This window comes from Kitasatospora griseola (genome assembly GCF_044999035.1).
Taxonomy (GTDB): domain Bacteria; phylum Actinomycetota; class Actinomycetes; order Streptomycetales; family Streptomycetaceae; genus Kitasatospora; species Kitasatospora griseola.
In genome coordinates this window covers 2,254,927-2,281,134 of the sequence record NZ_CP173360.1, presented here as the reverse complement: position 1 = coordinate 2,281,134, position 26,208 = coordinate 2,254,927, and the positions used below count along the sequence as shown (strand labels likewise).

28 protein-coding genes are annotated in these 26,208 nt (G+C 69.1%); 16 read left to right on the top strand and 12 right to left on the bottom strand.

Features of this window, described 5'->3' with window-relative positions; genetic code table 11:
• Positions 1 to 297: 297 nt before the first annotated feature.
• Entirely contained in the window at positions 298 to 1,626 is a 1,329-nt protein-coding gene (locus ACI1MP_RS10415) for a DNA-binding protein (protein ID WP_404868473.1), read from the top strand.
• A 59-nt stretch (positions 1,627 to 1,685) separates the two neighbouring features.
• Here the strand turns inward: ACI1MP_RS10415 and ACI1MP_RS10410 are convergent, their stop codons facing one another.
• Positions 1,686 to 2,723: an NAD-dependent epimerase/dehydratase family protein gene (locus ACI1MP_RS10410; protein ID WP_404868472.1), complete on the bottom strand. Its 1,038-nt coding sequence runs from the start codon at positions 2,721 to 2,723 to the stop codon at positions 1,686 to 1,688.
• Between the two features lie 397 nt (positions 2,724 to 3,120).
• On the opposite strand from ACI1MP_RS10410, the gene ACI1MP_RS10405 reads away from it, so the two are divergent.
• The gene (locus tag ACI1MP_RS10405; protein WP_404868471.1) at positions 3,121 to 3,513 is read left to right on the top strand and encodes a helix-turn-helix domain-containing protein; all 393 of its coding nucleotides are present in this window, start codon (positions 3,121 to 3,123) and stop codon (positions 3,511 to 3,513) included.
• A complete protein-coding gene (locus ACI1MP_RS10400; RefSeq protein WP_404868470.1) occupies positions 3,510 to 4,367 on the top strand; it encodes a hypothetical protein in 858 nt (285 codons plus the stop codon). The genes ACI1MP_RS10405 and ACI1MP_RS10400 overlap by 4 nt, the downstream gene beginning before the upstream one ends.
• Here the strand turns inward: ACI1MP_RS10400 and ACI1MP_RS10395 are convergent.
• From ACI1MP_RS10395 to ACI1MP_RS10385, 3 genes are all read right to left on the bottom strand, one after another.
• Positions 4,355 to 5,134 carry an aldo/keto reductase gene (locus ACI1MP_RS10395; RefSeq protein WP_404868469.1) on the bottom strand — a complete coding sequence of 260 codons (780 nt, stop codon included), beginning with the start codon at positions 5,132 to 5,134 and terminating at the stop codon, positions 4,355 to 4,357. The two genes, ACI1MP_RS10400 and ACI1MP_RS10395, sit on opposite strands and share 13 nt — an antisense overlap.
• Positions 5,135 to 5,142: 8 nt before the next feature.
• On the bottom strand, positions 5,143 to 6,342 hold the full coding sequence (locus ACI1MP_RS10390; RefSeq protein WP_404868468.1) for a JmjC domain-containing protein: 1,200 nt from the start codon (positions 6,340 to 6,342) through the stop codon (positions 5,143 to 5,145).
• A gap of 76 nt (positions 6,343 to 6,418) precedes the next feature.
• Complete coding sequence (locus ACI1MP_RS10385) at positions 6,419 to 6,574, bottom strand: hypothetical protein (protein ID WP_404868467.1); 156 nt, start codon at positions 6,572 to 6,574, stop codon at positions 6,419 to 6,421.
• 291 nt (positions 6,575 to 6,865) lie between these two features.
• Here ACI1MP_RS10385 and ACI1MP_RS10380 point away from each other — a divergent pair, with 291 nt between their 5' ends.
• Positions 6,866 to 7,132, top strand: coding sequence for a hypothetical protein (locus tag ACI1MP_RS10380; RefSeq protein WP_404868466.1), 267 nt, complete (start codon positions 6,866 to 6,868; stop codon positions 7,130 to 7,132).
• Between the two features lie 260 nt (positions 7,133 to 7,392).
• A complete protein-coding gene (locus ACI1MP_RS10375) occupies positions 7,393 to 7,980 on the top strand; it encodes a hypothetical protein (protein ID WP_404868465.1) in 588 nt (195 codons plus the stop codon).
• 112 nt (positions 7,981 to 8,092) lie between these two features.
• On the opposite strand, the gene ACI1MP_RS10370 is transcribed toward ACI1MP_RS10375, so the two are convergent.
• From ACI1MP_RS10370 to ACI1MP_RS10360, 3 genes are read right to left on the bottom strand one after another with little or no spacing between them, the layout of a single operon-like run.
• Positions 8,093 to 8,404, bottom strand: coding sequence for a DUF397 domain-containing protein (locus ACI1MP_RS10370; RefSeq protein ID WP_404868464.1), 312 nt, complete (start codon positions 8,402 to 8,404; stop codon positions 8,093 to 8,095).
• Positions 8,401 to 8,631, bottom strand: coding sequence for a DUF397 domain-containing protein (locus ACI1MP_RS10365; RefSeq protein WP_404868463.1), 231 nt, complete (start codon positions 8,629 to 8,631; stop codon positions 8,401 to 8,403). Before ACI1MP_RS10365 ends, ACI1MP_RS10370 begins: the two co-directional genes overlap by 4 nt.
• Positions 8,628 to 9,503, bottom strand: a complete 876-nt coding sequence (locus tag ACI1MP_RS10360; protein ID WP_404868462.1) for a helix-turn-helix domain-containing protein — start codon at positions 9,501 to 9,503, stop codon at positions 8,628 to 8,630. Before ACI1MP_RS10360 ends, ACI1MP_RS10365 begins: the two co-directional genes overlap by 4 nt.
• Positions 9,504 to 9,826: 323 nt before the next feature.
• Here ACI1MP_RS10360 and ACI1MP_RS10355 point away from each other — a divergent pair, with 323 nt between their 5' ends.
• The 6 genes from ACI1MP_RS10355 to ACI1MP_RS10330 all read left to right on the top strand — a co-directional run bounded on the left by ACI1MP_RS10355 (position 9,827) and on the right by ACI1MP_RS10330 (position 15,742).
• Entirely contained in the window at positions 9,827 to 10,240 is a 414-nt protein-coding gene (locus ACI1MP_RS10355; protein WP_404868461.1) for an ATP-binding protein, read from the top strand.
• A 121-nt stretch (positions 10,241 to 10,361) separates the two neighbouring features.
• A complete protein-coding gene (locus ACI1MP_RS10350; protein ID WP_404868460.1) occupies positions 10,362 to 11,309 on the top strand; it encodes a hypothetical protein in 948 nt (315 codons plus the stop codon).
• A complete protein-coding gene (locus tag ACI1MP_RS10345) occupies positions 11,306 to 12,733 on the top strand; it encodes an FAD-dependent oxidoreductase (RefSeq protein WP_404868459.1) in 1,428 nt (475 codons plus the stop codon). Before ACI1MP_RS10350 ends, ACI1MP_RS10345 begins: the two co-directional genes overlap by 4 nt.
• Positions 12,730 to 13,518, top strand: coding sequence for a nucleotidyltransferase domain-containing protein (locus ACI1MP_RS10340; RefSeq protein WP_404868458.1), 789 nt, complete (start codon positions 12,730 to 12,732; stop codon positions 13,516 to 13,518). Before ACI1MP_RS10345 ends, ACI1MP_RS10340 begins: the two co-directional genes overlap by 4 nt.
• Complete coding sequence (locus ACI1MP_RS10335) at positions 13,515 to 14,630, top strand: radical SAM protein (protein ID WP_404868457.1); 1,116 nt, start codon at positions 13,515 to 13,517, stop codon at positions 14,628 to 14,630. Before ACI1MP_RS10340 ends, ACI1MP_RS10335 begins: the two co-directional genes overlap by 4 nt.
• A gap of 17 nt (positions 14,631 to 14,647) precedes the next feature.
• Positions 14,648 to 15,742, top strand: a complete 1,095-nt coding sequence (locus ACI1MP_RS10330) for a radical SAM protein (RefSeq protein WP_404868456.1) — start codon at positions 14,648 to 14,650, stop codon at positions 15,740 to 15,742.
• 62 nt (positions 15,743 to 15,804) lie between these two features.
• On the opposite strand, the gene gltX is transcribed toward ACI1MP_RS10330, so the two are convergent.
• Positions 15,805 to 17,169: a glutamate--tRNA ligase gene (gene gltX / locus ACI1MP_RS10325; RefSeq protein WP_404868455.1), complete on the bottom strand. Its 1,365-nt coding sequence runs from the start codon at positions 17,167 to 17,169 to the stop codon at positions 15,805 to 15,807.
• Positions 17,170 to 17,208: 39 nt separating this feature from the next.
• Here gltX and ACI1MP_RS10320 point away from each other — a divergent pair, with 39 nt between their 5' ends.
• Both ACI1MP_RS10320 and ACI1MP_RS10315 read left to right on the top strand, forming a co-directional pair.
• On the top strand, positions 17,209 to 17,838 hold the full coding sequence (locus ACI1MP_RS10320) for a GNAT family N-acetyltransferase (protein ID WP_404868454.1): 630 nt from the start codon (positions 17,209 to 17,211) through the stop codon (positions 17,836 to 17,838).
• 602 nt (positions 17,839 to 18,440) lie between these two features.
• The gene (locus tag ACI1MP_RS10315; protein ID WP_404868453.1) at positions 18,441 to 19,244 is read left to right on the top strand and encodes a hypothetical protein; all 804 of its coding nucleotides are present in this window, start codon (positions 18,441 to 18,443) and stop codon (positions 19,242 to 19,244) included.
• A 130-nt stretch (positions 19,245 to 19,374) separates the two neighbouring features.
• Here the strand turns inward: ACI1MP_RS10315 and ACI1MP_RS10310 are convergent, their stop codons facing one another.
• The 4 genes from ACI1MP_RS10310 to ACI1MP_RS10295 all read right to left on the bottom strand — a co-directional run bounded on the left by ACI1MP_RS10310 (position 19,375) and on the right by ACI1MP_RS10295 (position 23,198).
• Positions 19,375 to 20,559, bottom strand: coding sequence for a cytochrome P450 (locus ACI1MP_RS10310; protein ID WP_404868452.1), 1,185 nt, complete (start codon positions 20,557 to 20,559; stop codon positions 19,375 to 19,377).
• Positions 20,560 to 20,570: 11 nt separating this feature from the next.
• Positions 20,571 to 21,818, bottom strand: a complete 1,248-nt coding sequence (locus ACI1MP_RS10305) for an MAB_1171c family putative transporter (RefSeq protein ID WP_404868451.1) — start codon at positions 21,816 to 21,818, stop codon at positions 20,571 to 20,573.
• Between the two features lie 17 nt (positions 21,819 to 21,835).
• Positions 21,836 to 22,324 (bottom strand): ImmA/IrrE family metallo-endopeptidase, encoded by a 489-nt coding sequence (locus tag ACI1MP_RS10300; protein WP_404868450.1) that lies wholly within the window; start codon positions 22,322 to 22,324, stop codon positions 21,836 to 21,838.
• Between the two features lie 451 nt (positions 22,325 to 22,775).
• Positions 22,776 to 23,198: a helix-turn-helix domain-containing protein gene (locus ACI1MP_RS10295; protein ID WP_404868449.1), complete on the bottom strand. Its 423-nt coding sequence runs from the start codon at positions 23,196 to 23,198 to the stop codon at positions 22,776 to 22,778.
• A 370-nt stretch (positions 23,199 to 23,568) separates the two neighbouring features.
• Between ACI1MP_RS10295 and ACI1MP_RS10290 the strand changes: the two genes are divergently transcribed.
• The 3 genes from ACI1MP_RS10290 (at position 23,569) to ACI1MP_RS10280 (ending at position 26,196) form a co-directional block, all read left to right on the top strand.
• Positions 23,569 to 23,907: a hypothetical protein gene (locus tag ACI1MP_RS10290; RefSeq protein WP_404868448.1), complete on the top strand. Its 339-nt coding sequence runs from the start codon at positions 23,569 to 23,571 to the stop codon at positions 23,905 to 23,907.
• A 247-nt stretch (positions 23,908 to 24,154) separates the two neighbouring features.
• Entirely contained in the window at positions 24,155 to 25,525 is a 1,371-nt protein-coding gene (locus ACI1MP_RS10285; protein ID WP_404868447.1) for an ArsR family transcriptional regulator, read from the top strand.
• Positions 25,522 to 26,196, top strand: coding sequence for a DciA family protein (locus tag ACI1MP_RS10280; protein WP_404868446.1), 675 nt, complete (start codon positions 25,522 to 25,524; stop codon positions 26,194 to 26,196). The genes ACI1MP_RS10285 and ACI1MP_RS10280 overlap by 4 nt, the downstream gene beginning before the upstream one ends.
• Positions 26,197 to 26,208 lie beyond the last annotated feature (12 nt).

The following is a 26,208-nucleotide window of genomic DNA, read 5'->3' as shown; positions in this document are numbered from 1 at the left end:
GCAGGACGACCGACGAGTAGCCAGCTGCACCGGCAACCGAGTTGGCGAGTGGGGCGCGCCTGGATCGCTTCGCATGCTGCTGCGGTGATCGCCAACCCACTGTGCCGCTCGGGTCCGAACAGCGCCACGACAGCGAGGCGTCATCTGCCGGCCCGCGAAGTCGACAGCAGATCATCGAGGTGTCATCTCGTCAGATCTCGTCGCAGGGCGGCCCCGTGTCGGGTATTGCTGGAAGCGGGCTCTTCTCGCGTATGCGGCGGCTGAGCCGGGTTGAGACTGAGGGGCGGAGATCACGTCATGGCGAGCAGGACGCTACTGGAAGCCCTGATCGAGAAGGCGGGATGGGAGTTCCCGGACTTCCGCAGGGAGTTCAGGAAGGCCGGCAACCGCCTGGCGCGTGCCCTCAAGGACCCTCGGTTTCGCGACCTGGACATGTCCGAAGCGACCTTCCGGCGCTGGGTTGCCGGGAAGGTCCGTCAGCCGACGAGTGTGTACGTGCAGACGATGCAGCACCTGTTCGACGAACGGCCGATCGTCGAACTTCTGGCTCCGCCCCGCGGGGGAGACCCGACCGCACTATCCCGGCAAGACCTTGAAAGAGAACTCGCGATGACCGCACGCGAAGCATCCGCCCATGCCGCTTCCGTTGCGTCCGCCTTCCTCTCCGACCTGTCCGTGGACCAGGTCCAGGAAGACGTTCGCCGACTCGCCCGCACCTACAACACCCGGCCGCCGTTCGACGTGCTGCGCGAAGCCCGTCAGATGCGGACGGACACCGAAGCTCTCCTGAACCGCACCCATATTCCCGAGCAGAAGCAGCAGCTGCTGATCGCGATCGGCCAGGTGACGGCGTTGCTCGCCATGACGGCCTTCGACCTCGGTTCCCTAGGAGAAGCCGCTCGGCTCGCCCGGTCCGCCGGCATGTACGCCGAAGTCACCGGTTTCACCCCCCTGGCTGCATTCGCGGCTGGGACGCTGAGCATGCTCTCCTACTGGGAGGGCCGCCCCAGCGAAGCGATCCGCTTCATTCACCAGGCCCGGTCGTTCGCCGGGGTCGGTGCGGCCGGCCAGGCCCGTATCGCCGCGATCGAGGCCAGGGCCTACGGCCACCTCGGGGACCGGCTGCGCGCGACGGCCGCGGTCGAGCGCGCTCTCGACCTCGACCCCGCCGAGGTCGATGATCTCCACGATGAACTGGCCGGCGAGTTCCTCCACGGCCCCGAGCGCATCTCCCGTTCACACGGCACAACGTTCCTTCTCCTCAGGGATGGCGCCGCAGCCCAGCACCACGCCCGACAGGTGCTGGAGCTGCTGGCCACCCTGCCCGAAGCTCAGCAGATTCCCCGGATCGAGGCGGAGGCGCGGGCGGACCTCGCGGCTGCGCTGATCCTCGGTGGGGAACTGGAGGAAGCCGCCGAGGTGTTGAAGCCCATCGCAGCGCTCGCCCCCGAACGGAGGGCCGTGGGCTTGGTCGAGCGTGTCGTTCACGTCAGCCGGCTGCTCACAGCGGAGCCCGTCAGAACCTCGCCCAGTGCCATCGTGCTCAGGGAGGCGCTGGAGGAGTACACGCGGGTTGCTGTCCCCAGGCAGATCGGCGGCGCTGTTGCTCGACTGTCCCTCGGGTAGAGCAGCAGAGCCGAGTGGGGCGGGCCGGCGTCGCGCTGGCCCGCCCTCCTGCCAGTCCGTCAGCGTGGCGATCCGACAGCGGCCAGGATCTCCTTCTCCCGTCCCGGGGCGATGCCGTGGGCAGAGGCGCGCGGGTGGGGGACTGGAGTGTTGCCCGCCCGAAGCCACTCCCAGGTGTCCCGCACCGTTTCCTCCAACGGACGGCAGGTGAATCCGGCGGCATACGTCGGTTCGGAGTCAACCAGCCAGACGCCCTCGTTCGTCCGCCAGAGCGGAAGCTCCGTCCACTGCCGGACGCCGTGGTCAAGCAGAGTGCCGTCCGGAACCCAGCGAAGTTCACCCCGCCGGCCCGTCGCGTCCAGGCACGCCTGGAGAAAGCTGCCCATCGTGTCGCGGCCGATCGGTGCCGTCACGTTGTGGACTCCACCGCCAGGTCGCTCGGCAACGTCGACCGCGAAACGCGCGACATCGCGGACGTCGACCGGCTGGATGGTCTTGTTCGACCTGCCCGGTGCCAGGATCTCGCCGCCGCGCTCAGCCCGCCGCAGCCACCACGGGAGCCGACCGACGTACTCGCCCGGACCTAGGATCACCCCGGGACGAAGCAGCCAGGACCGCTCGGACCCAAACGTCTCGACGACCGCGCGCTCACCGCCAGCCTTCTGCCGCCCGTAGTGGAGATCCGGACCGCGCCAGCCCTCCGGATTCCTGCCGTAATCACTATCGGCGTCGGCCGGCCCGTCCATCAACGGATCGCCCACCTTGAGCGGCTGGTCCGGCCATCCTGCGTACACCGAGACTGTCGACACGTAGACGTAGCGTTCGGTCGCGCTCTCCAGCGCCCGCGTGCCCGCGAGCACCACCTTCGGCGGCTGCTCACCGGCAGACGTGTCGATCACTGCGTCCCATGGACCCTGCGTGGCCAGTCGCGCCAGGTCGTCGACCGATGTCCGGTCTCCCAACACTTGCCGCACGCCAGGCAGAAGCACTCCGGATCGCCCGCGGTTGAACGTCGTCACGCTCCAACCGCGCCCCAGCGCTTCCTCCACCACTGCCTTGCCCAGAAACCAGCCCCCGCCGACCACCAAGATTCTCATGCCCGGAATCCTGCCCAGAACAAGCGTCGGCTGGCCAGTCCGCTGCGACGGCTCGCTTGAGACGCCGCAGGTCACGATCGTGATCGTGGCGAAGATGACACCTCGAAGACATCTCGATGCAGGTCGCTCCCCCAGGTGACAGGCAGACGACATGGCCGTGCCAGCAGCCGGTCGGAAGACTGGGCAGTTCGATCGGTCTGCCCACATCGGGCGGCAGTTCCGCGTGCCAGCCGTCGTGGTGTCCGATTAGGGCCCGGAGTTGGAGGGAGCCGGAGTGAGGGGAAGACGGTGCGAGCGTTGCGGCTGTGCGCTCAGCAGGTACAACGCCAGCGGCAACGTGTGCGGTCCGTGCGCGCGAGCAGCCTTCGGGCCTGAATCCGACCCGGTGCCGGCGTGGGTGTGGCGCGATGAGCTGATGCGCGTAAGCCTTGCCGAGCTGGACTTCGGCGGGCTGAGCAGACGCCTGCGTGACCTCCTCCAGCTTCAGCAGGACGAGCTCGCGGACATCACCGGGTTGACGCAGGGTTACTTGTCCCGGCTGGAGTCGGGGCAGGTGCGGCTGACGCATATCGACCGGATCGTCGGCTACCTCGATGCGATTGGAACCCCGCCCGATCTGGCCCGTCTTCCTCTTCGGGCTGCGGAAGCCCCAGCCACCCAGGACGGGCGCGACAGCCAGGTCCGTTCTCGGCCAGGGGCTCTCGCACAAGCTGGCGTTGGCGGACCGCCTGCCGATCTTGTGCTGGGCGCGGCCCGGTCTCGCCGCGGCCTGCTACGGTCGCCGGCATGACGCTCGCTGACACGGCCAGCCGGCCGGTGGACCTTCGGAAGGAACCGGTCGAGCACGTTCTCGAACTGGTCGAGAAGCGCCTCGGTACGACCCTGGATCGAGGCCGGCTGGTGCTCAAGCGCCGGACGGTCGGAGCGCCCACCGACCGCTCGACCTGGGTCCGCATCGAGCGCCGCCCGTGGAGCAGGGCGCGCGAGCAGGGCTGGGCTGGCACCGAGACCGCCGCAGTCCTGACCGGTGTGGCCATGCCCCGGTGGGCCGGATCGGTGTCCTGGCCCGAACCGGGCGACGCGGCGATCTGGCGAGCGGACGAGACCTCCCTCCTCCCGGCCGCGCCGGTCGGCACAGCGATCCTGGCCACCGAGCCGGACCTGCCCGGCAGTTGGTGGGCCGCCCTGGGCGCGTCCCTCGACGCGCTTGCCGGGCAGCGCACCGCGCGGGTGGCGACGCCGGACACCGTGGCGATCACCCAGCAGCACGTCGACGAGGTGATTTGGTCCGCGTTCCCGCTGGCCATGAACACGCAGGTGGGGTCGTGGTGCCCTGCGCACGCGGATCTGAACTGGGCGAACGTCACCGGCCCGGCCTTCTGTCTGTTCGACTGGGAGGACTGGGGCATGGCGCCGCGGGGCTTGGACTCGGCGTCGCTGCTGGGCTCGTCGCTCGCCGTCCCGGCGCTCGCCGACCGTGTGCGGCGCGAGCGCCGGGCGGACCTGGAGAGCCGGGACGGCAAGGTGATGCGGCTGTTCGTGCTGGCGAAGATCGCCGGTTCGCACGCTCACCCGGACGACCCCCGGGTCGGGCCCGCCCGGGCCGAGGCCGAGCAGCTGGTCCGCGAGCTTCAACGGTTGTGAGCAGCTCGTGCGACCAGCAAATCCCGATACCGGCCGACGAGTTCGGTGTCGACCGTGAGGCCGGCGGCATCGACCAGCTCGCGCAGGTGGTCGGGCCGATCGGTGCCCACCGCGACAGTCCCGACCGCCGGCAGCTCGAAGGCGACCCGTAGCGCCGCCTGTACCTTCGTCACCCCTGTCGTCTCACCGGCCAGGAAGAGACAGGGGTCGCTCGTACGCCAGGGCGGATCGGCGAGACTGCCACCGAACGGGCTCATTCCCCATCGTCGCTCGGCACCGATGCCCCACTCCGCCATGAGCAACCCGCTAGCGGCCAGCACCTCGTGACCGACGAGCAGCCCCGACCGGACCATCAGGACCTCGGGAGCCGAGGGCAGCGGCGCCCCGAGCGCGGCCAAGGTGCGCGGATCCCACGACGAGATCCCCCAGGCCTTGCAGGTGCCCGCCTGCGCCGCCTCGGCGAGGACGTCGCAGGCGGCAGCCAGCTGCTGCCGGCCCTGTTCGCCGACGCCGAGCGACGCCTCCGGGTTGTGCAACAGAACCACGTCCGGCTCCCGCCCGAGATCGCGAACGGCCTGACCGAGCGCGGCCCGCAGGGCGCCCGGATCGAGGCTGTGGCGGGCGCCGCCGGGGCCGGGGAAGTAGCCGACCTTGGTGGAGAGCGTGAACCTGGACAGCAGATCGCTGCCAAGGCCGGCGAGCGTCGCGTGCGAGGTGAAGCCCCGGTAGTTGAACGCAGTGTCGATCGCGGTGACACCGAGGTCCAACGCGGCGGTCAGGACGCGGCGTTCGTGACGAGACCGGTGTAGCCCGAGGACAACTCGTCGGTCAGCGGCGCGCACAGACCCTCCTTCACCAACAGGGCGGCCACCGCGTGCACTTCGGTGCCGACAGCGGCCTCGGCGTCGGTCAGCAGCACCGGGCGCCCGCTGAGCAGCAGCCGCAGGGCGGGTTCGGCCTTGGCCGCGAAGACGAGACGCTGTCCGGCGGCGAGCACCTCCACGGTGCTGGCGGCGGATTGGATCTCCGGACGGAAGTTCGTCGTGCACACTGCCGCGGTCAGCGGTCCGAACACGTCCAGGTATGGAATCTGCCGTGCGGGCCCGGCCGCGCGCTCGTAGGCGGTGAGGAACTCGGCGGGCGTCCGGAGGTCCACCAACTCCCGTGCGGCGGAGCGCAGTCCGGTGTCGTCGGCGCCCGGGGTGCGGACGAGGTCATGCCGGAAGACTTCCTGCTCGCGGCACCAGTCGGCGAGCCAGGCCATCCAGCTGGCGCCGGTGCGCTTGGTGATGCCGAACGTGACGTGCAGTGAGTGCCCGGCACTCCCATGGCCGGCGCGACCGGCCCGGTGCCAGTGGCCGCGCGGAATGTGCATTACGTCGCCGGCGCGCATCACGCCGGACCACAGCACCTCCTCGCTCGGCGTGGCGTTGGGATCGGCGTCCCGGTACATGGGCGCCAGCCGGGACGGGCCGCGGACCTCCCAGCCCTTCTCGCCCGCCAGTTGGACCACGACGACGTCGTGGTCGTCCCAGTGCAACGGGAAGCCCTCCGCCTCACCGGTGGTCCAGTAGACGTTCACCTGGACCCGCTCCCCGCTCCACCACTGCAACGCCCGGCAGGCCACCTCCAAGGTGGGGTCCGCGACGTTCGCCTGATCGAGGATCACCGTCGCGCCCTCCCGGAGCAGCCGCGCCAGCGCGTTCATGTTGACCACCGGGATGCTCTGACCCCGAGGGCTGACGTTGTCGGTGAAGTAGACCGCCGGGTGAACCTCGGCCTGCTCCTGGAACACCCGGAACTGCGGCCGGTACAGGCTGCGCCGCATCACCAGGTCGAGGAGCCGCTGCGGGGTGAGCAGCCGTTCCACGAGCCCCTCTTCGTCCGTACGGCCTCGCGCGAACCGGTTGCCTATCGGCTGCGGTCCCGTCCATCCGAGCGCCGTCTCGACGGCCTCGATCAACTTGTGTTCCATTTGTACCTCCTCTGAATTCCGGTTGCCGGACCGGCCGGTGGCCCAGCGGCTGCCGCTGGGCCACCGGCCGGCTTGATCACGCGCTCTCGTGCAGGTTGCCGTCGCCGCCGGGCCACGGGTCGTCGCCGCCCGAGCCGGCGTTGTCCGATCGGAGGCTGTCGTACCGGTCGTGCACGGCACCCAGTTCTTCTGCCACGAGCAGCAGCCCGTCGTTGGTCGGATCGACCGCCATCTCTCGCTCCTTCTTTGCCTCCGGGCTGTTGCCGGAGGCGATCGGGAAGCGGAGCGTCGCCCGCGTCAAGGCATGGGCGTACCTGAGCTCTTTGCGGGACGGGCCCCGCGCTGGTCACTCATCATCACTCTTTGTCACCCATCGTTATATTTCTTCGCGAATATGACGACCGCCAAGGACTCATCCAGGCTGTCAGTTGCGGCTGTCCGGAGCACATGCCGATCGATCGGTTCTCGCGCCGGGGGGCAACGCGAACTTGCCCCGGTCCTGGCCGGACACCCGGAGGTGAAAGTGGCAACGAAGACCGGCTTCGACTCGCGCGGCCGCCATAGCCCCGAGGGCGTCCGCACCCAGACCGGGCAGTCGCTCGCCGTCCTCGGCCGCGCCGACCTGGCGTTCGTCCACAGCGTCGAGCGGCACAACACCGACCGGCGCGATCCCCTGACTGGCCTGGCCCGCGAGGTCGCAGATTCGACTGACCATCACCTCACAGGGCTGCAGATGCCGGTCAGCCTCGTCATCACCGATCCCCAATGTAGGACTCAGGAGGGTGCTTGATGTCCTTTCAGCCGGATGACGAAACCCGGAACGACCTGATGGCATCGCATCAGAGGGCCGCCGGATTCCTCAACCTGGTGTGCACCGGACCGCCGGTCTTCGGCACCTCCGGAACCACTGTGGGTCGCCAGGCGGGGAACATCTGGCTCCGGGTCTCCAGAAGCAGCCGCCGCAGGGGACCCCGGCCGACCGGCCAAGGCACCCTCGGTGCTGAGCAGCTAGTCCCCGACTCCGTCCCGCGCCCCCGGCTCCACGACTCCGTGGACTGGACCGAAGCCGGCTGGTTCTACCAAGCGGACGTTTTCGACCGGGTAGGTTCCGCGGTCTCCTCGACCCCGGACCTCCGTGATGACCCCGGCCTGGACGACAGCTGGTGGACCGGACTGCGGAACGCTCTGGCCGCCATTGCGGAAGCCCCGGGCACGAAGATCACTCTGCGCCAGGCGTGGGTCGAAGAGGTCTTCCCGAAGTACCTCGGCATCCCGGCACCGGCCGAAGTCGAGCGGACCACCGGTCACGGCGATCTTCAGTGGGCCAACCTGACCGCCCGACCGCTCACGATCCTCGACTGGGAGCGCTGGGGCCTGGTGCCGGTCGGCTACGACCCTGCGGTCCTGTTGGTCAGCAGCCTCCTCGTATCCGAGGTGGCAGACCGCATCCGCAGCGAGTTCGCCGATATCCTCGACACCCCCGCCGGACGCGTCGGCCAGCTGATCGCAATTGCGGAGATGCTCCAGGCCGTTGACCGCGGGCACTACCCGGAGCTCGCCCCTCTACTCGCTGACCGGGCACGTGAGCTGACTGGTGTCGCCCCGCCGCGAGGCACCGACGCCGACCTCGTCCGGTAGACCATGGGCCTCCGAGTCGATGGGGCAATGGCTGGCCAACGCCTTGAGTGGGCGCTTCGCAACCGGCGCCGCGACACATGCCCGTGGCGCCCTGATTGGCGGCGCGCCCTTCTCAGCCGGTCGGCACGGCCGGCGAACCGCCAGCCATCGCGAGCAGGGCTGGCGCGGAGGCCAGAGCATGGCCCATGTCGGCGTCGAACTCGCCGTCTTCGAGCCCGAGCAGGAATGCCTTCCACTCGTTGGCGTCGAACCGCAAGATGGTGCCATTGGGGTCGGCCGAGTGCCGGAGAGCCACGGCACCGTCCGCGAGGAACGCCACTTCAAGGCGGTCCGTAGGGTCGCCGCCGGGTGCCGCCAGCCACACTGCGGCGCTGAGATCAAGGGCGTAGAGGGCGGCCTTGGCGGCGCATGCCGGGTGGCTCATACCGCGACCAGCCCGCCAGCAAGAAGCGCCGCGGCGAAGTGCTGCATCGAGTGGTTGCTGGTCCTGATCGGCGGGATCTGGAGGTTCTTCGAGTCGCGGATTGCGACTGCCGGCAACGCGGGCACCGGGGCAAGCTCCACGCACTGGCCATTGTTGGCGGTGTACTTGCTCTTGTGCCAGTTGGCTCCGGCAAGGGGGGCCGCGTACAGCTCCGTCGCATTGATCATTCTGATGCCAGTTTTCTCTCGGTCTGCTCGATCAGTTCGAGGCTCTCGTCGACACTGAGGGCGGCCTCGGCAAGGTAGTTGGACAAGCGGTGGAGACGCCGCAGACCCAGTGCATCGTCAACAAAGACGCTACCAGTCACATGCTCCGCGAACGCGGCCTCCGGGGCGTCCGGGCCTTCGTTCGTGAAGGTGCTGAACGCCCCGGTCAGTGTCCCTTCTTCGCCTTTGCTGAAAGGGATCACGCGGAGATCGACATTGGGCAGGGACATCATCGTGCGGAGGTGGCCCAGTTGCGAAGCCTGGACAGCGGGACCGCCGACGTGGAACTCAAGGGCGGCCTGGGTGATCACGCCGCGGAACCGAAGAGGCTCGTCCTCGTGGATCCTGTGCTGGCGGCGCATCTTGACCTCGACGAGGCTGTCGATCTGGTCAGGCCCGAGTGCGGCGAAGCCGACGGCGGTGACCGCGCGAGCGTAGTCCTCGGTCTGCAACAGCGAGGGAACGTAGACGATCTGGTAGTCGAAAACGCTGACTGCTTCGTGCTCGTAACGGATGAACTCGACGTATCGCGAGCTGAGGACGTCCGCATAGGAGTCCCACCACATGCTGGTCCGCTTGCGGCCCCGCTTGAACAGCGCCTCGAGGTGGCTGCGCTCCTGGTCCGGGACCTCGAAGATCTCCATCAGGATGTTGAAGTCCTCGGCGGTGGCGCTGCGTTGTCCGGTCTCGATCCGGGTGACCTTGGAGACGCTGCAACCCAGGGGGACCGCAACGTCCGCGGCGGTGAGGTCGCGGTCGTCGCGCCTGCGCCGGATGTCAGCGCCGAACTGCTTTCGTGCGGTGGCCGGGCTGCTCGGGATGGTCGCTGCCATCTGGTCCCCTCCGAGGTTGAGGCTCGCCTATCCGGTCGGAGTAGGCCATACCCGCCCGGTCACCGGCAGTGTATCCAGACGTTGCCACTCACATGACTGGCAACAGGACTGGCAATTTGCCAGTCACATGCTTGACGGGGTGCCACTGGGGGAGGGACGCTAGCGATGTGACGCAGTGCACGCCTTCCGCTCCGCGGTGTTATCGCTGTGCGTGAGCAGCGTCCTCAGACTGGGACCTCACGGGGGTGGTCCCAGTCTGAGCTACACCACGGACCCGTCGGTGATCGTCGGCAGTGCCGGCGTCCCCAGCCCCAGGAGGGTTGATGTTCGTCGCCGTGACTGAGCCGGCCAGGCGGTACCACGCAGTCCTGGCGGGCATTCAGCCCCGCGACATCGGGGTTCTGCGCACCACCACCTGCCTCCACCTGAAGCTCTGGGGCAGGGGGGATCTGGAGGAGCTGGTTGTCCTGGGCGTGAGCGAATTGCTCACCAACGTGCTCCTGCATGCTGCGACCAGCAACTGCGAACTGCTCATGTTCGAAACCGAATCCGGAGTCGTAGTCGAGGTCACCGACGGCTGCAAAGCCCTCCCGGTGATCAAGGAACCGTCCGACGGCGAGGCCGGTGGGCGAGGGCTCTACATGCTTTCCGTCCTGGCCTCGAACCTCGAATTCTGCCCGCTGCTCGCGGGGAAGTGCGTCCGTCTCACGCTGGATGAGGCCGAGCGCCAGAGGTAGGACGCGGTACCACCACTTCGCATCACCGGGCGTCCAGCGCTGTTGCCCCGCCAGTGCGCGGCCCCGACACATCAACGGCGCTTGTTGCCGGCGCCAGAGCAGTGGAACTGAGGAGGTACTCATGGCCCAGACCGCTGGCCCGCCACTCGAAGACAGGACCAGCTCGGCAGATGCCACAGGCCGGATCGCATGGTGCGCCTTCAACGACGCCACCACCCATTCGCTGGAGGAACTGGGAGCGTCTTTTCAGCAACTGGAGGACGCGGTCGGTACGGCCTCGGCGACAGGGCTGTTGCTGCGGACTTGCCACCGCGTCGAGTGGTACGAGGCGGAACCCGCGACGGTGGCCACCGCGCCGCTCCCGATCCGGCTCACTCGAAGGATCACCGGCCACGAGGCCGCTGTCGCCCGACTGGCTCGAATCGCCGCCGGCACGATGTCGCTGATCCTCGGGGAGCAGTTCGTCTTCCAGCAGGTGCACGCGGCCTTCGACCGGCTACCCGCTGACCATCCGCTCCGGCCGGTGGGAGCGGAGGCGCTCCTGCTGGCCAGCCAGGCGAGGCGCCGCTTCGACCTCCGGGCCCGACTCGACTACCGCGACCTCGTCCGAACCCTGCTGGGCGCGTCGGCCGCCCGGCCGAGCAACCTGGTCGTGGTCGGGGGCGGCATGCTCGCCCAAGCCGTCGCCCATGAACTCGGTGATGACCGTCGCGTCTTCGTCCTGACCCGCAGCCCGAAGAAGCTTCGCCGGCGGCTGCGGGCCGGGGCCGCCGGAACGACTGTTCTGCGGATCACGGAGCTGCGCGACATCGGCGGCTTCGACCTGGTGCTCGCGACGACCGGGCTCACACCGCAGTACCGCGACCACATCGCTCGCCTCGTGGACGCCACCGAACGCGGGCTGGTCGTCGACCTGTGCGCGATACCCGTCCTGCGCGGGCGTCCGAACTACCAACACCTGCACCACCCAGCCGTCACGGCCCTCATCGAGGACGGCAACCAGCCGGCCGTCGAGGCCGCGCGAGCGGCCTCGACCTGGATCGAGAACCACTATGGAGGACGCAGTTGACCAGGATCGTCGACACGCTGGTGATCGGGGCCGGCCCCGCCGGGCTTGTCGCCGCCGATCGCCTCGCTGAGAACGGAGCCAGGGTGCTGCTGGTCGACGCCGGGCGCCCCTACCAGCGCCGCACCTGCCCGGTGGACCTCATGCGCTCCTGCAACGGGTGCAAGGGCATCTGCAACGTGATCTCCGGGTTTGGCGGCTCCATCCACTACGGGGACGGGGTCAAGCTCTCGCAGTTCCCCAGCGGCAGGCGGCTCGCCGAACTCCTCGGCACCGAACGGGCCGAAGCCCTCGCAGACCGGGCCGTACGGCGATTGTGCGGCGCGGAGCAGCCGGCCTTCCGTGGAGCCCGCCCCACCGACGGCCCGTTCAAGGTCAAGGACTACCCGGTGGCCTCGCTCAGCGCCGCGCAGGTCCGCACGCTGATCGAACGGCTCCACCACCGCATCACAGCCGCCCCGGGCACCGAGTTACGGATGCAGACACAGGTCACGTCCCTCCGTCCGCTCGGACAAGGATGGCAGGCCGAGACCGCGGGGCAAGCCGGCACCAGCGAGACTGTGCACGCGAGTTCGGTGGTCGTCGCGGTTGGACGGCGCGGCCAGCGCTGGTGGCAGCAGGCACTACGGCGCCTCGAACTCTCCTACTCCGCGCCCGCTCCCTCCGTGGGAGTCCGCTTCGAGGCCCCGACGACACTCCTGCGGCGCGGATCCGACATCCACGAGGACTTCAAGACCACCATCCACGCCAACGGCGTGAAGATTAAGACGTTCTGCTATTGCGCCGGACCGGGCGGCGGCCGAATCAAGTTCACGGACTACGGCGACCACACACTCCTCGACGGCCACGTCATCCCCGAGGCGAAGACGGGCAGCACCGCGAACTTCGCCCTGCTGGCACAGCTTCGAGCTGCCGACGGTACTCCGCGCACCACGGCCTGGGTCGACGAGAACCTCCTCGCGCCGTACCGGACGCTGAGGAGCGACCGGCCGGGAAAGCCCGTCCTCCAGTGGTACCCCGACTTCCGCAGCCGGTCCCTCGACTGCGCCAGCCTTGAGCAGTTCGCCGAACTCAGCGGCTTCCACCCCTCGCTTCGCGACTACCGGGTCGCCGACCTCGCGGGCATCCTGCCCCAGGACATCCACGCCGCTCTATGCGACGCCTTCGAAGGCCTGATGGCCTACTTCGGCGGCAACGTTCTGACCGGCTCCGTCGCCGCCCAGATCGCCGTGATCGGCCTCGAACTGGAGAACCTCTGGGACGAGTTGAGTCTCACCGACAACCTTGAGACCACCGCTCCCGGTCTGTACGCGGCCGGCGACTGCACCGGGCTGGCCCAGGGCATCCTCCAGGCCGCCGTCGGCGGCCTCGCCGCGGCCGAGGCCATCACCGGCCGCCCCGGCGGCACTGCCGGGCTGGCCGCGTGACCGGCACCCAGGCCGTCGCAGCGGCCGACCGAGCCGCCGTCGAGATCTTCGGCGCCGACCTCCTGTGCTCGTTCGTCGGCGGCTCGTATGCACGCGGCAGCAACAAGGCGACCAGCGACATCGACATCTTCGTCGTCACCGCTCGCAGCGACCACGACCGGGAGCGGCTCTTCGCCGAGCGTCTGCGCGACGTCCACCTGGCCGCCGGCCTCGACTTCGACCACTGCGGAGAGATCTTCACCCTCGACACCCTCAACACCCTGCTGGCCTTCACGGAACAGTGCATCGCGGCCGTGCCGGCCGTTCAGCGGTCCGCGTGCTACCTCGCCGACTGTCCGCTGTCGGTGTTCCGCAAGGGCGACGTGGTCTTCAAGTTCCTCGCCGACCCGAAGACCGCCGTCCACGACCCGGCGGGGCTGCTCCCGGCCCTCGAAGCCCGGGCCGCGGCCTACTTCTCCGCCTGGCCGATGCCCCGCGTCCAGGAACACAAGGGACGGTTGCGCCTGCCCTCCGGCAGCCCGCAACAGCAGCTCGCCGACCTGTGGCAGAGCAGGGACGCCACCGATGCCTGGACCGACACCCCGGTCGGAGTCGGACTGGAGCGCTGGTTCGGCGCCGAGCTGGCCGCTCGATCCGGCGCACTGGACCCGGTCGGCCCTGTCGCCGGGGCGCCTCCGGACGCCGCCGCCTGCCCGCTGCCCGGCACCGCCGGCACCACCTTGGCCGCACTCCTGGCCGCCCAATGCCTCGCCTTCCTCCACTCCGAACCGGAAGGAACCCGATGACCACCGTCTCCCTCGGCATGCCCGCCCCGAGGCCGCCGATCTACCGCCAGACCCGCGAGCGGTTCGTCTTCCTCTACCCGACCACCGCGTGCAGCCTTCGCTGCAAGACCTGCTACGTCGGCAACGATCGCCTCAACGCCGCCAACACCATGAGCGTCGAGACCGCGGTCAAGATCATGGACTACTTCCGGATCACCGGAGGCCACGACAAGCTCTACCTCCTCGGCGGCGAGCCCACCATGCACCCCGAGCTGCCCACCATCGTCAGCGAGGGTCGCAAGCGGGGCTACCAGGTCACCATCAGCAGCAACGGCGACTTCGACGACGAGCTGTTCGACAAGATCCCGCCGAGCACCCTGAGCAGCTTCAACTTCTCCCTGGAGTCCGCCGACCCGCGCATCCATCGCAAGATCCGTGGCAACCCCACCAACTACGACAAGGTCGTCCGCCACATCCGCCAAGCGCGTGAACTCGGCTACCAGGTCCGCGTGATGTGCACCGTCTCGCAGACCAACCGCGAAGGAGCCCTCGACCTCATCCCCTTCCTCGCCGAACTCGGCGCGCACACCCTCAGCTACCACAACCTCGGCAAGACGGGGAACGGCGCCCGCTTCCTCCAACCGCTCAGCCCCGCCGAGTGGATGGACTTCTGCGCCGAGATCGAAGCCTTCCCGCCCGAGCCGCGCCTGGCCGTCTACTACCCGCCGACCTTCGTCAAGGCCGGCGACCAGGCGGCATGGTTCGACCGCGGTTACCCCGGCTGCCCGGCCCGCACCCTCGACCGCCCGCACGTCTACCCCGACGGCACCGTCTTCGCCTGCCCCGTCTTCATGGACAACGGCCGGCACTACGCCACCTTCGACGGCGACCGGCTCGTCCTGAACCCCGACCCGAACAACGAACTCAACGCCTACCTCACCGCCGACCCGGTGTGCACCGGCTGCCCCAACACCGACACCTGCGGCGGGGGCTGCCCCGCGTACTCCCAGATCCCCGCCTACCAGAACGACGGCTTCTACTCCTGCGACCGCGACACCACACCGCTGTGCATCCTGTGGACGGTCTCCGCCTGGGGCGCCCGCGAAGACGACTCGCTGCACGCCCTGCGCTGACAAGGGAGACAACCACCGTGACCGACACCCTCGCACACGCCGCCGCGCACGCCACCGCGGCCAAGGAACCGTTCCTGTTCCTCTACATCACCGAGAAGTGCCAACTGCGCTGCAAGCACTGCTACATGGGCGACCGTCTCGACGCCGAGCGGCGCATGACCCCCGCCATGGTCGAGGACATCCTCTCCAGCCTCCGCGTCGCCTACGGCCAGTACAAGGTCTACCTGCTGGGCGGTGAGCCGACCACGCACCCCCAGCTCGGCGACATCCTCGACATCTGCAAGGTCCAGGGATACAAGGCGGTCCTGACCTCCAACGGCCTCATCGCCCAGAAGACCTGGCCCCTGCTGAAGGGCCGCCTCGACTCCTTCTCCTTCTCCATGGACGGAGCCCGCCAGGAGACCCACGAGCAGATGCGCGGCGAGAAGACCTGGCGCCCCCTGCTCACCAGCATGAAGCGCGCCGTCGCCGACGGCTTCCAGACCCGCGCCATCTTCACCGTCACCACGGCGAACCGGGCCGACGTGTTCGACGCCATCGACCTCGCCGACTCCATCGGCCTGGAGATGCTCTCCTTCCACTACTTCACCCCCACCGGCCTGGGCCTGGACAAGCCCCACTTCCAGATCCCCCCGGACGAATGGGTGCAGCTGTGCGGCCAGATCCGTGAAGCCGCCGCCGGCCGCCGCGTGCGCGTCTTCTACCCGCCCGCATTCGCCACCGCCGACCAGCTTCCCGCCCTGCGGGCCGCCGGATACGGCGGCTGCACCGCCCGCAACCTCGAACGCCTCGCGATCTTCCCCGACGGCAGGGTGTACATCTGCTCGGCGTTCTTCGACACCGACCTCCACTACGGAGAGTTCCGCAACGGGGCGATCCACCCCCGCCTCCAGAACGGCATCAGCGAACTCACCCTCGTCAACACCATCTCCGCCAACTGCCGCACCTGCTCGCACAGCTCCACCTGCGGAGGCGGCTGCGCGGCCTACGACCACCTGCAGAAGACCCTGGTCAGCAGCGACTGCGACCGCACCACCATCCCGGTCTGCCCGCTGTGGTCGATGCCCGCCGAACCCGAGGGAACCGAGCACCGCCTCGTCGACCTGCGCTGACCAACCGGAAGACGCACAGGGCCCGCACACCCACCAGGGCTGTGCGGGCCCGCCCGCGTGCATCAGGCGAGTTCGGCCAAAGCCTTGTCCAGCCGCAGCAGGGTCCTCTCGCGGCCGAGCACCTCCATCGACTCGAACAGCGGCAACCCCACCGTCCGGCCGGTCACCGCCACCCGGATCGGTGCCTGAGCCTTGCCCAGCTTCAACCCGAAGACGGCCGCCGCCTCCTCCAAGACCGCCTTGAGGGAAGCCGCCTCCCACACGGCCTCGTCCAGACGGCTCCGCGATACCCGCAGCAGATCCGCCGCCCCCTCCTTCATGGCCTTCGCCCACGACGCCTCGTCGCGCACCGGCTCGTCCAGGAACAGGAAGTCGACGTACTCGGTGATCTCCGACAGCACGGAGATCCGTGTCTGCGCCAGGCCGGCCACCGCGGCGAACTGCTCCGGGTCGAACGCCTCCGCCGGCCATGAGGCCTGCGGCGAGGACAGCCACGGTGCGCACGCCGCCACGAACTCGTCCACCGGAAGCGCCCGAAGGTACTCACCGTTGAACGCGGCCAGCTTCTTGACGTCGAAGAACGCGGAGGAGCCGTTCACGTCCTCCACACGGAACAGCTGTTCCAGCTCGGCGTACGGACGGATCTCGACATCGTCCTTCGGGCCCCAGCCCAGCAGCATCAGGTAGTTGACCATCGCCTCCGGCAGGTAGCCCTCGGCAAGGTAGTCCTCCAACGCCACCTTGTCGCGCCTCTTGGACAGCTTCTGCCGCATACCGTTCACGATGACCGGGAGGTGCGCCCACACCGGGGGCTCGGCGCCCAGAGCGCGCCACAACAACTGCTGCTTGGGGGTGTTGGAGAGATGCTCCTCCCCGCGGATCACCTGTGTGATCCCCTCGTCGAGGTCGTCGACCACGTTGGCCAGCAGGAAGACCGGGCTGCCATTGCCCCTGGCGATCACGAAGTCCTCGATGGCCGCGTTCGGGAACTCGGGGTTGCCGCGGATGAGATCGACCACCACCGTGGTGCCCTCGTCGGGAGTACGGAACCGGAGCGCCCGGCCGGCCTCGAAGCCCAGGCCCCGCTCGCGGCAGAACCCGTCATAGCCAAGCTGCTGGGAACCGGTGCGTTCGACGACGAGCTCACGCGTGCAGTCGCAGTAGTAGGCGAGTCCGGCCTCGTACAGCCCGGTGGCGGCCTCCCGGTGCCGAGCCTCGTTCTTCGACTGGAAGTAGGGCCCTTCGAAGGTCGGGTCCGACTGCGAAATGCCGATGGCCGCGAGCGCGCTGATGATTCCCTCGGTCCACTCCTCGCGGTTCCGAGCCGCGTCGGTGTCCTCGATCCGCAGGACGAACTTGCCGCCCGGCTGCTGTCGTGCGGTCGCCCAGTTGTAGAGAGCGGAGCGGGCACCACCGACGTGGAACATACCGGTCGGGCTCGGAGCGAAGCGGACACGGACAGGCGAATGGGCAGCAGTCATGGAAATACGGTAGCGGTGCCGGTTTGGCGCGAGTTGCCGTTCGCCTGGATCGGTGTTGACCTGATGGTCGGAGAGAGCGCCCTCGATGTCCCGAGGACCATGGCGGGCTCACCCGATCGAAGGACAGGCGATGTGGGCGTCCGGAGAGCGACAAGCCAAGACGCGCTGCCGATAGCCCGCTTCCGTGCGGAAATGATCAAGGCTTCCCCGGCGGGCCCGTGGTTCGAGAACCTCACCGTGTTCCTGGCGGAGGGGCTTGCCCGCGCTGAAGATATGGCAGCGTTCGTCATCGACGGACCGAATGGACGGCTCGTTTCGGCTGCGCTTGGGAGCATCTACCAGGCGCCACCAGGACCGACATACAGCGGGCGCATGGGGTATGTGCACCTTGTGCTGACGGAACAGGCGTACCGCCGCCAAGGGCTCGGTAAGGCGGTTACAACCAGCTTGCTCGAATGGTTCTGGGAGGAGGGCTGCGGCTTGATCGGTCTTACCTCCAGCCCCGATGGCAAGCGTCTCTACCGTTCACTGGGCTTCGAGGACAGCCTTCGCTCCATGAGGCTCTTCGGACCACGAGCAGTGGGCGAGGCCGGTCGCGGCTCGATGAACGGATGACAAGCATGAGGCGATCTGGCCGTGCACGGTCAGGGCCTCAGGGCCGGGCTGTGGCACATTGCTCAGGGCCGCCCCTCGGTCATCCGCTGGATCGCTGGCACCTGACCTCCAAGTGTGGGCCGGCTTCCATGATGCGTTCCGACCACTGCGGAGCTCGCACCAGCACAGCTCAAAGCCATACACCGGCAGAGCCCTTCAGCCCGTAGGCGTCAACGCCGCCGCCGTCACTACGCGGGGGCATAACTGTCCTCATGGGCATGAGGCCAACTCGGACCGGAGGTCACTATCAGGAGATGACCGATGAGGCCACGCCGAGAGAGCGAGGCGGCCTTCATCTATCTCCCAGAATGTGATCAAGGTCGCTCGGCGTCGGCTTCACTTGCGGACGGTTCGCGGCTATGGTCCGTCGTCCCTCCGGTTGGGGCAGGCCCGGCCGAGGAACGAGGAGGACCTCCCTGCGTATCCACCGCAGCCCGCACCCGACCCGATTCGTGGTCATTCCGAACGCTCTGGCACAGAACCGCGCCATCTCCTACACGGCGAAGGGTCTGTTCCTCGATTTGATCTCGCGGCCGGAGGAGTGGCGGGAGTCCTGCCGACAGATGGCGGACTCCAGCCCGCAGGGCCGGAAGACGGTGGAGGACGCGCTCGACGAGCTCCGGGTGTGGGGGTACTACCGGGTGGACGTGGTGCGGATGCCGAACGGCCGCCTCCGCTCCGAGGCCCACCTTTTCGACGTGCCGCAGCGGGCGCTGCTGCCGGGTGCCGACATACCGGCGTCCGGTGAGCCGGAGTGCGGTGAGCCTGACGCCCTTCTTGGAAAGTACCTGGTGAAAGAACCCTCCCTCCCTGTCGCTGAGGAGCCGCAGGAGGAGGAGGAGCCGGGCGGATCGCGGCCCGAGGGGGAGAAGGGAGGGCGGGAGGACGAAGCCGACTCCCGAACGACCGTCAACAGCGGGCAGGAGGCCGACGAGGAGACTCGGGCGGCAGCTGTGGTCCTCCTGCGGGCGGTCCGGCCCGAGCGCAGACTGCCGCTCGGGCAGGCCGAGGCGGCGGCCCTCGCGCCGCTGGTGCGGGCGTGGCTGGACCGGGGCGGCTCGGAGGAGGGGCTGCGCGAGGCGCTGCTGGCCGGCCTGCCGGGCGTGATCTACTCGCCGGCCAAGGTGGTACAGAGCCGTCTCGAGCGCAAGATGCCGCCGCAGTGCCTGGACGCGCCGCCCTCGCAGCGCCGACGCCTCGCCGAGTGCGAGGAGTGCCGGGATCCGCTGTCGAAGCCGGGCCTGTGCCCGGCGTGCTCGGGAACTCGCCGCCAGAGTGGTCCGGACGAGGCGCGGGCACGGACGACGGCCAGGGGGCTGGCCAAGGCCCGGGCTGCGATGGCCACCGGGACGGCCGAGGCCGCGTAGGGCCCGCTATCGGGCGCGTGGGCAGGTCCGCGACCCTTCTGACCTGGGCGAACGCTTGCGGCCCGAGTGGGCCCGGTGTGGCCCGTGTGCGGGGGCGAGGAGGATTCCCCGTCCCCGCACACGCGGGCACCTAGACGTGCACCGGCAGGGTGACCAGGCCGCGGACCAGCCGAGACTGCCGCCAGACGAGCTGGTCGGCCGGGACGGCCAGCCGAAGGCCGGGGGAGTGCGACAGGAGGACGGAGAGCACGATCTCGACCTCCGCGCTGGCCAGCGGTGCGCCCAGGCACCGGTGGATCCCGTGGCCGAAGGCGAGGTGGCTGTTGGCGTTCGCACGGCCGAGGTCGAGCCGGTCGGGGTCGGGGAACTTCGCCGGGTCGCGGTTGGCGGCGCCCGGGCACACGAAGACCGGGCTGCCGGCGGGCACCGTGTGCCCGGCGAGGTCGACCTCCTCGGGCGCCCACCGCCATGTGGCGATGCTGACCGGGGAGTCGTACCGCAGCAGTTCGTCGACGGCGTCGGCGATGCAGTGCGGGCTGGTGCGCAGGTGCTCCAGTTCGGCGGGGTGCTGGAGCAGCGCCAGCACGGAGTTGCCGATCGCCGCGGTGGTGGTCTCGTGGCCGGCGACCAGGAGCAGCACGGCGAGCGAGAGCAACTCGTCCTCGCTGAGCCGGTCCTCGTCCTGGTCGTGAACCGAGATCAGGTCGGAGAGCAGCGAGCTTTCCGGGTGGGCGCGCTTGGCCTCGATCAGCCCGGCCATGTAGCCGGCCAGGGCGTGGGAGGCCGCGTCGATCCGCTGGTGGTCGCCGGTGGCGAACAGGTCGGTCGACCAGGCCCTGATCGAGTCCCTGTCGGTTGTCGGTACGCCGAGGAGCTGGCAGATGACGGTGACCGGCAGCGGGCCAGCCAGCTCCTCGACAAGGTCGACCTCGGTACCGGGCCCCCAGTTCCCGACCAACTGCTCGGTGAGCGCTCGGATGTAGGGGCGCAGCCCGTCGACCCGGGCCGGGGTGAACGCCTTCCTCACCAGCCGACGGAGCCGAGCGTGCTCGGGTGGGTCGGCGGTGAGCATGGTGCGGGCGACGGCGGGGTGGAGCGATCGACCGGAGGGCTTGCCCGCGAAGAACGCGGCGGCGTCCTTGGACAACGGGCGGGTGAACGCCTGTCGCGCCTCGTCGTAGCCAGTGATGACGGTCGCGGTGGAGGATCCGCCGTCCAGGGACACCTGCAGGACCGGGGAGGACGTCCGTAGGGCGGCGTAGATGGGGTAGCGGTCAGCGTAGAACGCCGGGTCGGCGAAGGGCGAGGAGGGCATGGTCGTTTTCCCTATGCCGCTTCGAGCGCCGTCTGCCGCTGGGCGGCTACGGCGGTGCGGACGATGTCGGAGGTCGCGTACTGCTGAGCAACCGAGCGTAGCCACAGCGCCTCGGCGCGGAGGTCCCCCGCGCGGGCGGACTCGCCGGATGCCTGCGGGGCAGGTTCGCTATGGGGCCGGGCGCCGGTACGGGCCGCCTCGATCGCGGCGGCGACGATGGACGCCTCGACGATCGCGGCGCCGGCCGGTGTGCCGTCCTGGCCGCGGCGGGCGACGGCTTCGGCAGCCAGCCGCGCGATCGCGGGTGAGCGGTAGGCGTCCAGATCGAGGATCCCGTCGCATACCTCCACCACCCGGCGGTGCAGTACGACGTCCGGGTCGGTGCCGATGACGACGGCGCGCAGGACAACCTGCGGACGCACCGCGGTCAGCTCCGTCCACAGCGGCAGCAGGTCCTGAGTGGTCTTGCGTTCCCATCGTCGGCGCAGCATTTTGGCGGCCGGCCACAACAGGGCCGGAACCGTCAGCCCGGCGGTGATCAGCAGCACGCCCATCAGCGGCGCGGTGAACGAGAACGCGCAGCGATACGGCGTGATCGGCGAGGTGCAGCGGGGACCGCCCGGGAAGAGTTCGATGCCGAGGATCGACGAAGCGGAGTTGACCACCTTGTACGCCAGGTAGAACAGGACGAAGAAGCAGCCGATCGCCGCTCCGCGAAGCCCGGCCCGGTGGACCCGCCAGGGCGACTGGCTGCTGCGGCGCCAGGTCTGGGTGAAGCAGTCGTAGGTGGCGTGGCCCATGACCAGCACGTAGGCGAGGGTGTAGACGTGCAGGAGGACGGGGGCCTGCCCCCAGTGGGTGTTCGTGAACTCGCTGCTCCAGCGGCGGTCTGCGGGGACCGCGAAGAAGGAGGCCGTCATCACGGCGACCGCCACGCCGAGGAAGGCCAGTCGGGGCCGGAGCCGTCTGCGGGCTTCGGTCGGCTCGTGGTTGAGGAACATGAGCCACGAGACGACGCTGATGCTCGCGATGAGCATCAAGGTGTTGCTGACCAGCTTCGCGAGGTCGCGGGTTACGCCGTCCGCCGCGTCCTGCACGCTTGGGTGGAATCCCACAATTGCTACAGCCCATGCCAGCAGCATCGTGATCGTGCTGCCGGAATGGGCCGGCCGTGCTCGGCCGTCTCGGCGTGGGCGAATCCAGAACAGGGCGGCTGCCACAAGAAGGGCAGGGAGCCCGAGCGTAATGAGGCGGATCATGATGGTTGGTCTTTCGGTCAGGTGAACATCGCGTTCCACCGCTCGTCGGCGGCGGTGGGGCGCTGAGCGGGCATCACGGTGGCGCGATACATCCGTTGGATGATGAGGGTCGCCATCAGCTCGGCCTCCTGCTCCTCCTGCGAGTCGTAGGACGTACGGGCAGATATTCCGAGGACGGACCAGTCGATCATGTCCGCCAATTCCTCGTCCGACGGAATATCGGAGAGGCTGATCGAACCCTTGTGTCCCCAGAGGATGTGGCCGAGCTCGTGAGCGATGATCTGGATTCGGTGGAGCGGTGATGTGTTCCTCTCGAAGGAGATGACCTCGTGGTCCGAATATCTCTCCCGGAGGCCGCAGGCGAAATTCCCCTTCATGTCGCGTGGCTCCACGACTATGGCACGGCCGATCAGTGTGGAGACTGCCTGAACCAGCTCACCCTCAGTGAAGCGGTGAGGTAGGAGCGGGAGAAGTTCGCCGATGCGCTTCTCGCATGCCGCATGCACGATCCCCTCCTGAGATGATCTTGGGCCGGTCTGCACTCGTGGCGACGGGCTGTATCGCGGTCGTGACGGGGATGATCGTAGACGCACGTTTGAAGATCGTTTCCGTTAATGATCTTCATGGGGCCAAGGGGGGCTCGGCGGGCTCTATGGGCTTTGTTTCGTGTCGTAACAGAACGTGCCGGTGTGCAACGCGTAGCCGATTGGAGTGCGCGAATCTTCAGGGCGAGGAAAGGTGACGGGGAGTTAGTTCATCACCGAAAGTGATTCCCCGTGCCCACGTCAAGTGGGCTCGTGATCTGCGTCTCAGTTCTGCGGACATGGCGCATCGGCGCCCACATTTCGGGGCGGTGCAGCGGGAAGTGGAAATGCGCACAGACTCTGCGAGCGAGTCTATGCGCATAGAAGTCGTTCAAAAATAAAGCGCCCGCTTGGGTGGGCGACTCAGGGCGGCTCAGGGCGAGCTGGGCTCCTCGGGCTCTAGCCCCTGGGACTTGCGCGCCACAGTGATCATGTCCGCGACGAGCTTGCGGTTCGTCGCGTTCAGGTCCTTGCTGCGCAGGGCGATCGCCTCGATGCCGGCGTCGCGCATGGCGTTGTGGAGATCGCGGTCGACCAGGACCTCGGCCAGCGGCTTGTCGGTCACCCAGACGTCCGGTGGCACGTCGAAGAACTTCGCGACGGCGATGAGCGTGTTGATCTTGGGGTTATCGTTCCCGCCGGCCTTCATTCCTTTGAGCGTGCTCTCGCTGACGCCCGTGCCTGCGGCGATCTCGGGGATCGAATAGGGCCCCCGCTCCTGAGGGTGGCGGTTGTCCAGCAGGTAGTTGAAGACGGTAGCGATCCGCGCAACACCCTCTCTCGCGGCCTCAGTCATTGGCGGCCCTCCGTGTCAGATCGTCCCATGCGGACACTTTAGTGCCCGATGGTGCTCGGATGCACATCTCGATCGACAGTTAACTATCCCCATGGTCGACTTTTTGGTGTACGTTGATCGCACCCGACGGACAGTTAACTGTCGATTGCCTGGTCAGGGGGTGTGTTCGGCCCTGTGGCGCGGTGATCGGCGGAGGGGGAACGAGCGGCAGATCGCTGCGCGGGCCGCGTCCACGGGCCGTCCTCGGCGGGCCTCCGGGAGATTCCAGCTCCCTGATGCCACCCGCCGAGGCCGCGGAACACGTCCGAAGCAGCCGGCCAGCCTGTTTCCACCACGCGGCCGATCTGCTCCACCTGCCCAGGAGTCTCCCATGCCCACCTATACGGGTACAGCCGGGTCGCCCTCGCGACCGAACAGCACCGAGATCGCCACCGCCCCGGCCTCCTTCGTCGAGATCCTCGCCAGCCTCCTCGACCCCGACGTCGCCGTCGTCCGCCTGGACACCGGATCGGCCGGCTACCCCCGCACCGCTGGCGTATTCGACGCCCAGGGCCGGGCCGTGCGCCAGCCGCTCGCCTACCGACAGGCCGCGGCCCGCTGGATCGTCCAGCGCTTCCCCGGCCTCGACCCCCGCAACGTCCACGAGCTGGACCTCGCCACCGGGCGCCTGACCGCCGTGGCCGCCGACGCCACCCCGATGGCGGCCTGACCCCGTACCACCCCGAAGGCCCGACCTCCGCGACCACGAGGCACCACCTCCGCGACGTCGGGTGACCAGCCCTGCCCCGCTCCACGGGGCGAGGCCGTGCTGCCGCGCCCGAGCGCGGCGCCTCCCTCTCAACCGGTGACGCGCCGTCGAAGCCCTCTTCCGCCGCGCGCCGAGTTCACCGCACCCGCCGCCGCACCCCGACAGCCACTGGGTGCCGGCCGCCCGTGCCCGCGAAACCAGGACTCCCGTGCCCAGTGCCCCCCTGCCCGCCTGCGCCCCCGAAGCGCAGAACCCGGGGACGGCGACAGGCGGCCCCAGCCTGCATGTCCCCGACCCCGCCCAGTGGATATCCACCACCACTGGCCGGATCGCGCCGGACACCTACACGTGGATGCAGGCCGTCCACTGGGTCTCCGACACCCAGGCTCACGCGCCGGCCCGTTCCCACGGCCCGCGTTTCGGCCGCACCACGATCCGCATCGCCCAGATGCTCGCCCAGCTCACCCCGTGCAGACCCGGCGTCGGCTACCTCGTGCGGATGCTGAAGCTCTCCGAGCGCACCGTGCAGTACCACCTGTCCATCCTCCGCGAGTGCGGCCTGCTCAGCTACGCCAGGAAGGGCAGCCGTGTGCGCCAAGTAGGCGGCCGGGCTTCCGAGTTCGTCCGCACCATCCCCGCGAAGTTCGACGAGGAGATCGGCCTGCGGACCACCGAGTCCGAGTCGTTCATCCGCAAGGTCGTCGGTGTCGGCACCGACGAGGGCCGTCGCGCCCTCGCCCAGCTGGGCAAGAAGGCCGCCCGAACGGTCCGACGGACCAAGCGGCGCACCCCCGGGAAGGCCGGTTCCCGTTCCTCCTTGGCCTCCTCCCATTGCACCCCAATGGGGGTCGGTGCTGTCACGTCTTCTCCTGCAGCACCTACCAACAACCCCTCTGAGAACGACTTCGGAAACGGGAACGACCAGCAGACCCATCGAGGACGGAAGGCCCGCCGCCGGCTGAACCAGGTAGGTCGCCGCCACCAGCTCGGCCTCGAGCTCGTCCAGCAGGTCACCTGGCTCAGCAGCAGCCCGGTCCCGCGGGTCGCCTGGGCCGTGCGCCACCTCGCAGACGCGGGGTGGACCGCCCACCAGGTCGTCGCCGTGCTCGCCCAGCGGACCCCGGCCACCCGGATCCACCGCCCGGTCGGCTTCCTCACCGCCCGCCTGGCCGGAGCCGAGCTGCTGTACGACACCGAGGCCAAGCGCGAGGCGATCGTCGCCTGGTGGCGCGACTCCCCGCAGGCCACCCGGGACCGCCACACCGAGTGGGCCGGCACCTGGCAGACGCCGCGCAGCACCGCAGTCCGAACCCTCGTCCAGGGCGCCTGGGCGAGAGCACGGGAGATCGGCCGCCAGCCGCTGGTCGCCCTCGACGACCAGCCCACCAACGCGGAACACCGCGAAGCCCGCACCACGGCGTGGCGCCAGTACCTCAGCGGCAGACCCTCCCTGGTCACCTCAGCCCTGGCCATCGCCGGCCGGGAGCAGGCCGAGCAGATCTACGGCCGAGACCTCGTCGAGCGGGTCCTCCGCCTCCGCGCCACCACCAGCCACCTCCGAACGGGAACAGTACGATGACCGACCACCAGCCCGCCACCGGGATCGAGCTCGCCCGCCTCGCCCTGCGCCGAGCCCGCGCCGACGCCGCCAAGCGCGGCGACAGCGTGGTGAAGGCCAAGGCCGTCGGGGGGACGACCGCGCCCAGGCGAGGCCGGGCCGACCCGGTGGGCCTCGGCGCGGCCCTGTCCGACCTGATGGTCCAGCAGGCCTGGCAGGAGCCGCTGGCCGGCGGCGGACTGCTCGACCTGTGGCCGGCCGCCGTCGGCGAACTCGCCAACCACGTCACCGCGGTGAGCTTCGACCACCAGACGGGCCGCCTCGACGTCCGCGCCGAATCTCCGGCCTACGCGACGCACGTCCGCACCCTCGCCCCGGCGCTCGTCGCAACGCTCAACCAGGCCAACGGAGAAACGATCCTGCGCAGCATCCGAGTCCTGGGCAGCCACCTAGTCCCCGCCGCCACGGAAGCCCGACCGGCCACCCGCAACGACGCCCCCGCGACGGAGCCCAAGATCAAGACCCGGGAGGACGCCTCGCCCGGCTACCTGCGGGCCCTGGCCCAGCTGCAGGCCAGCCGCCCGAGCGCACGCGCGGACTCCAGGACGAGCCCGGCAGTCGACCGGCGAATCAGAACGCTGGCCAGAGGTCCGGAGACGGCACCCCGTCTCTCCGGCCCCCGCCCGCGCTAGCCACCGACAGGC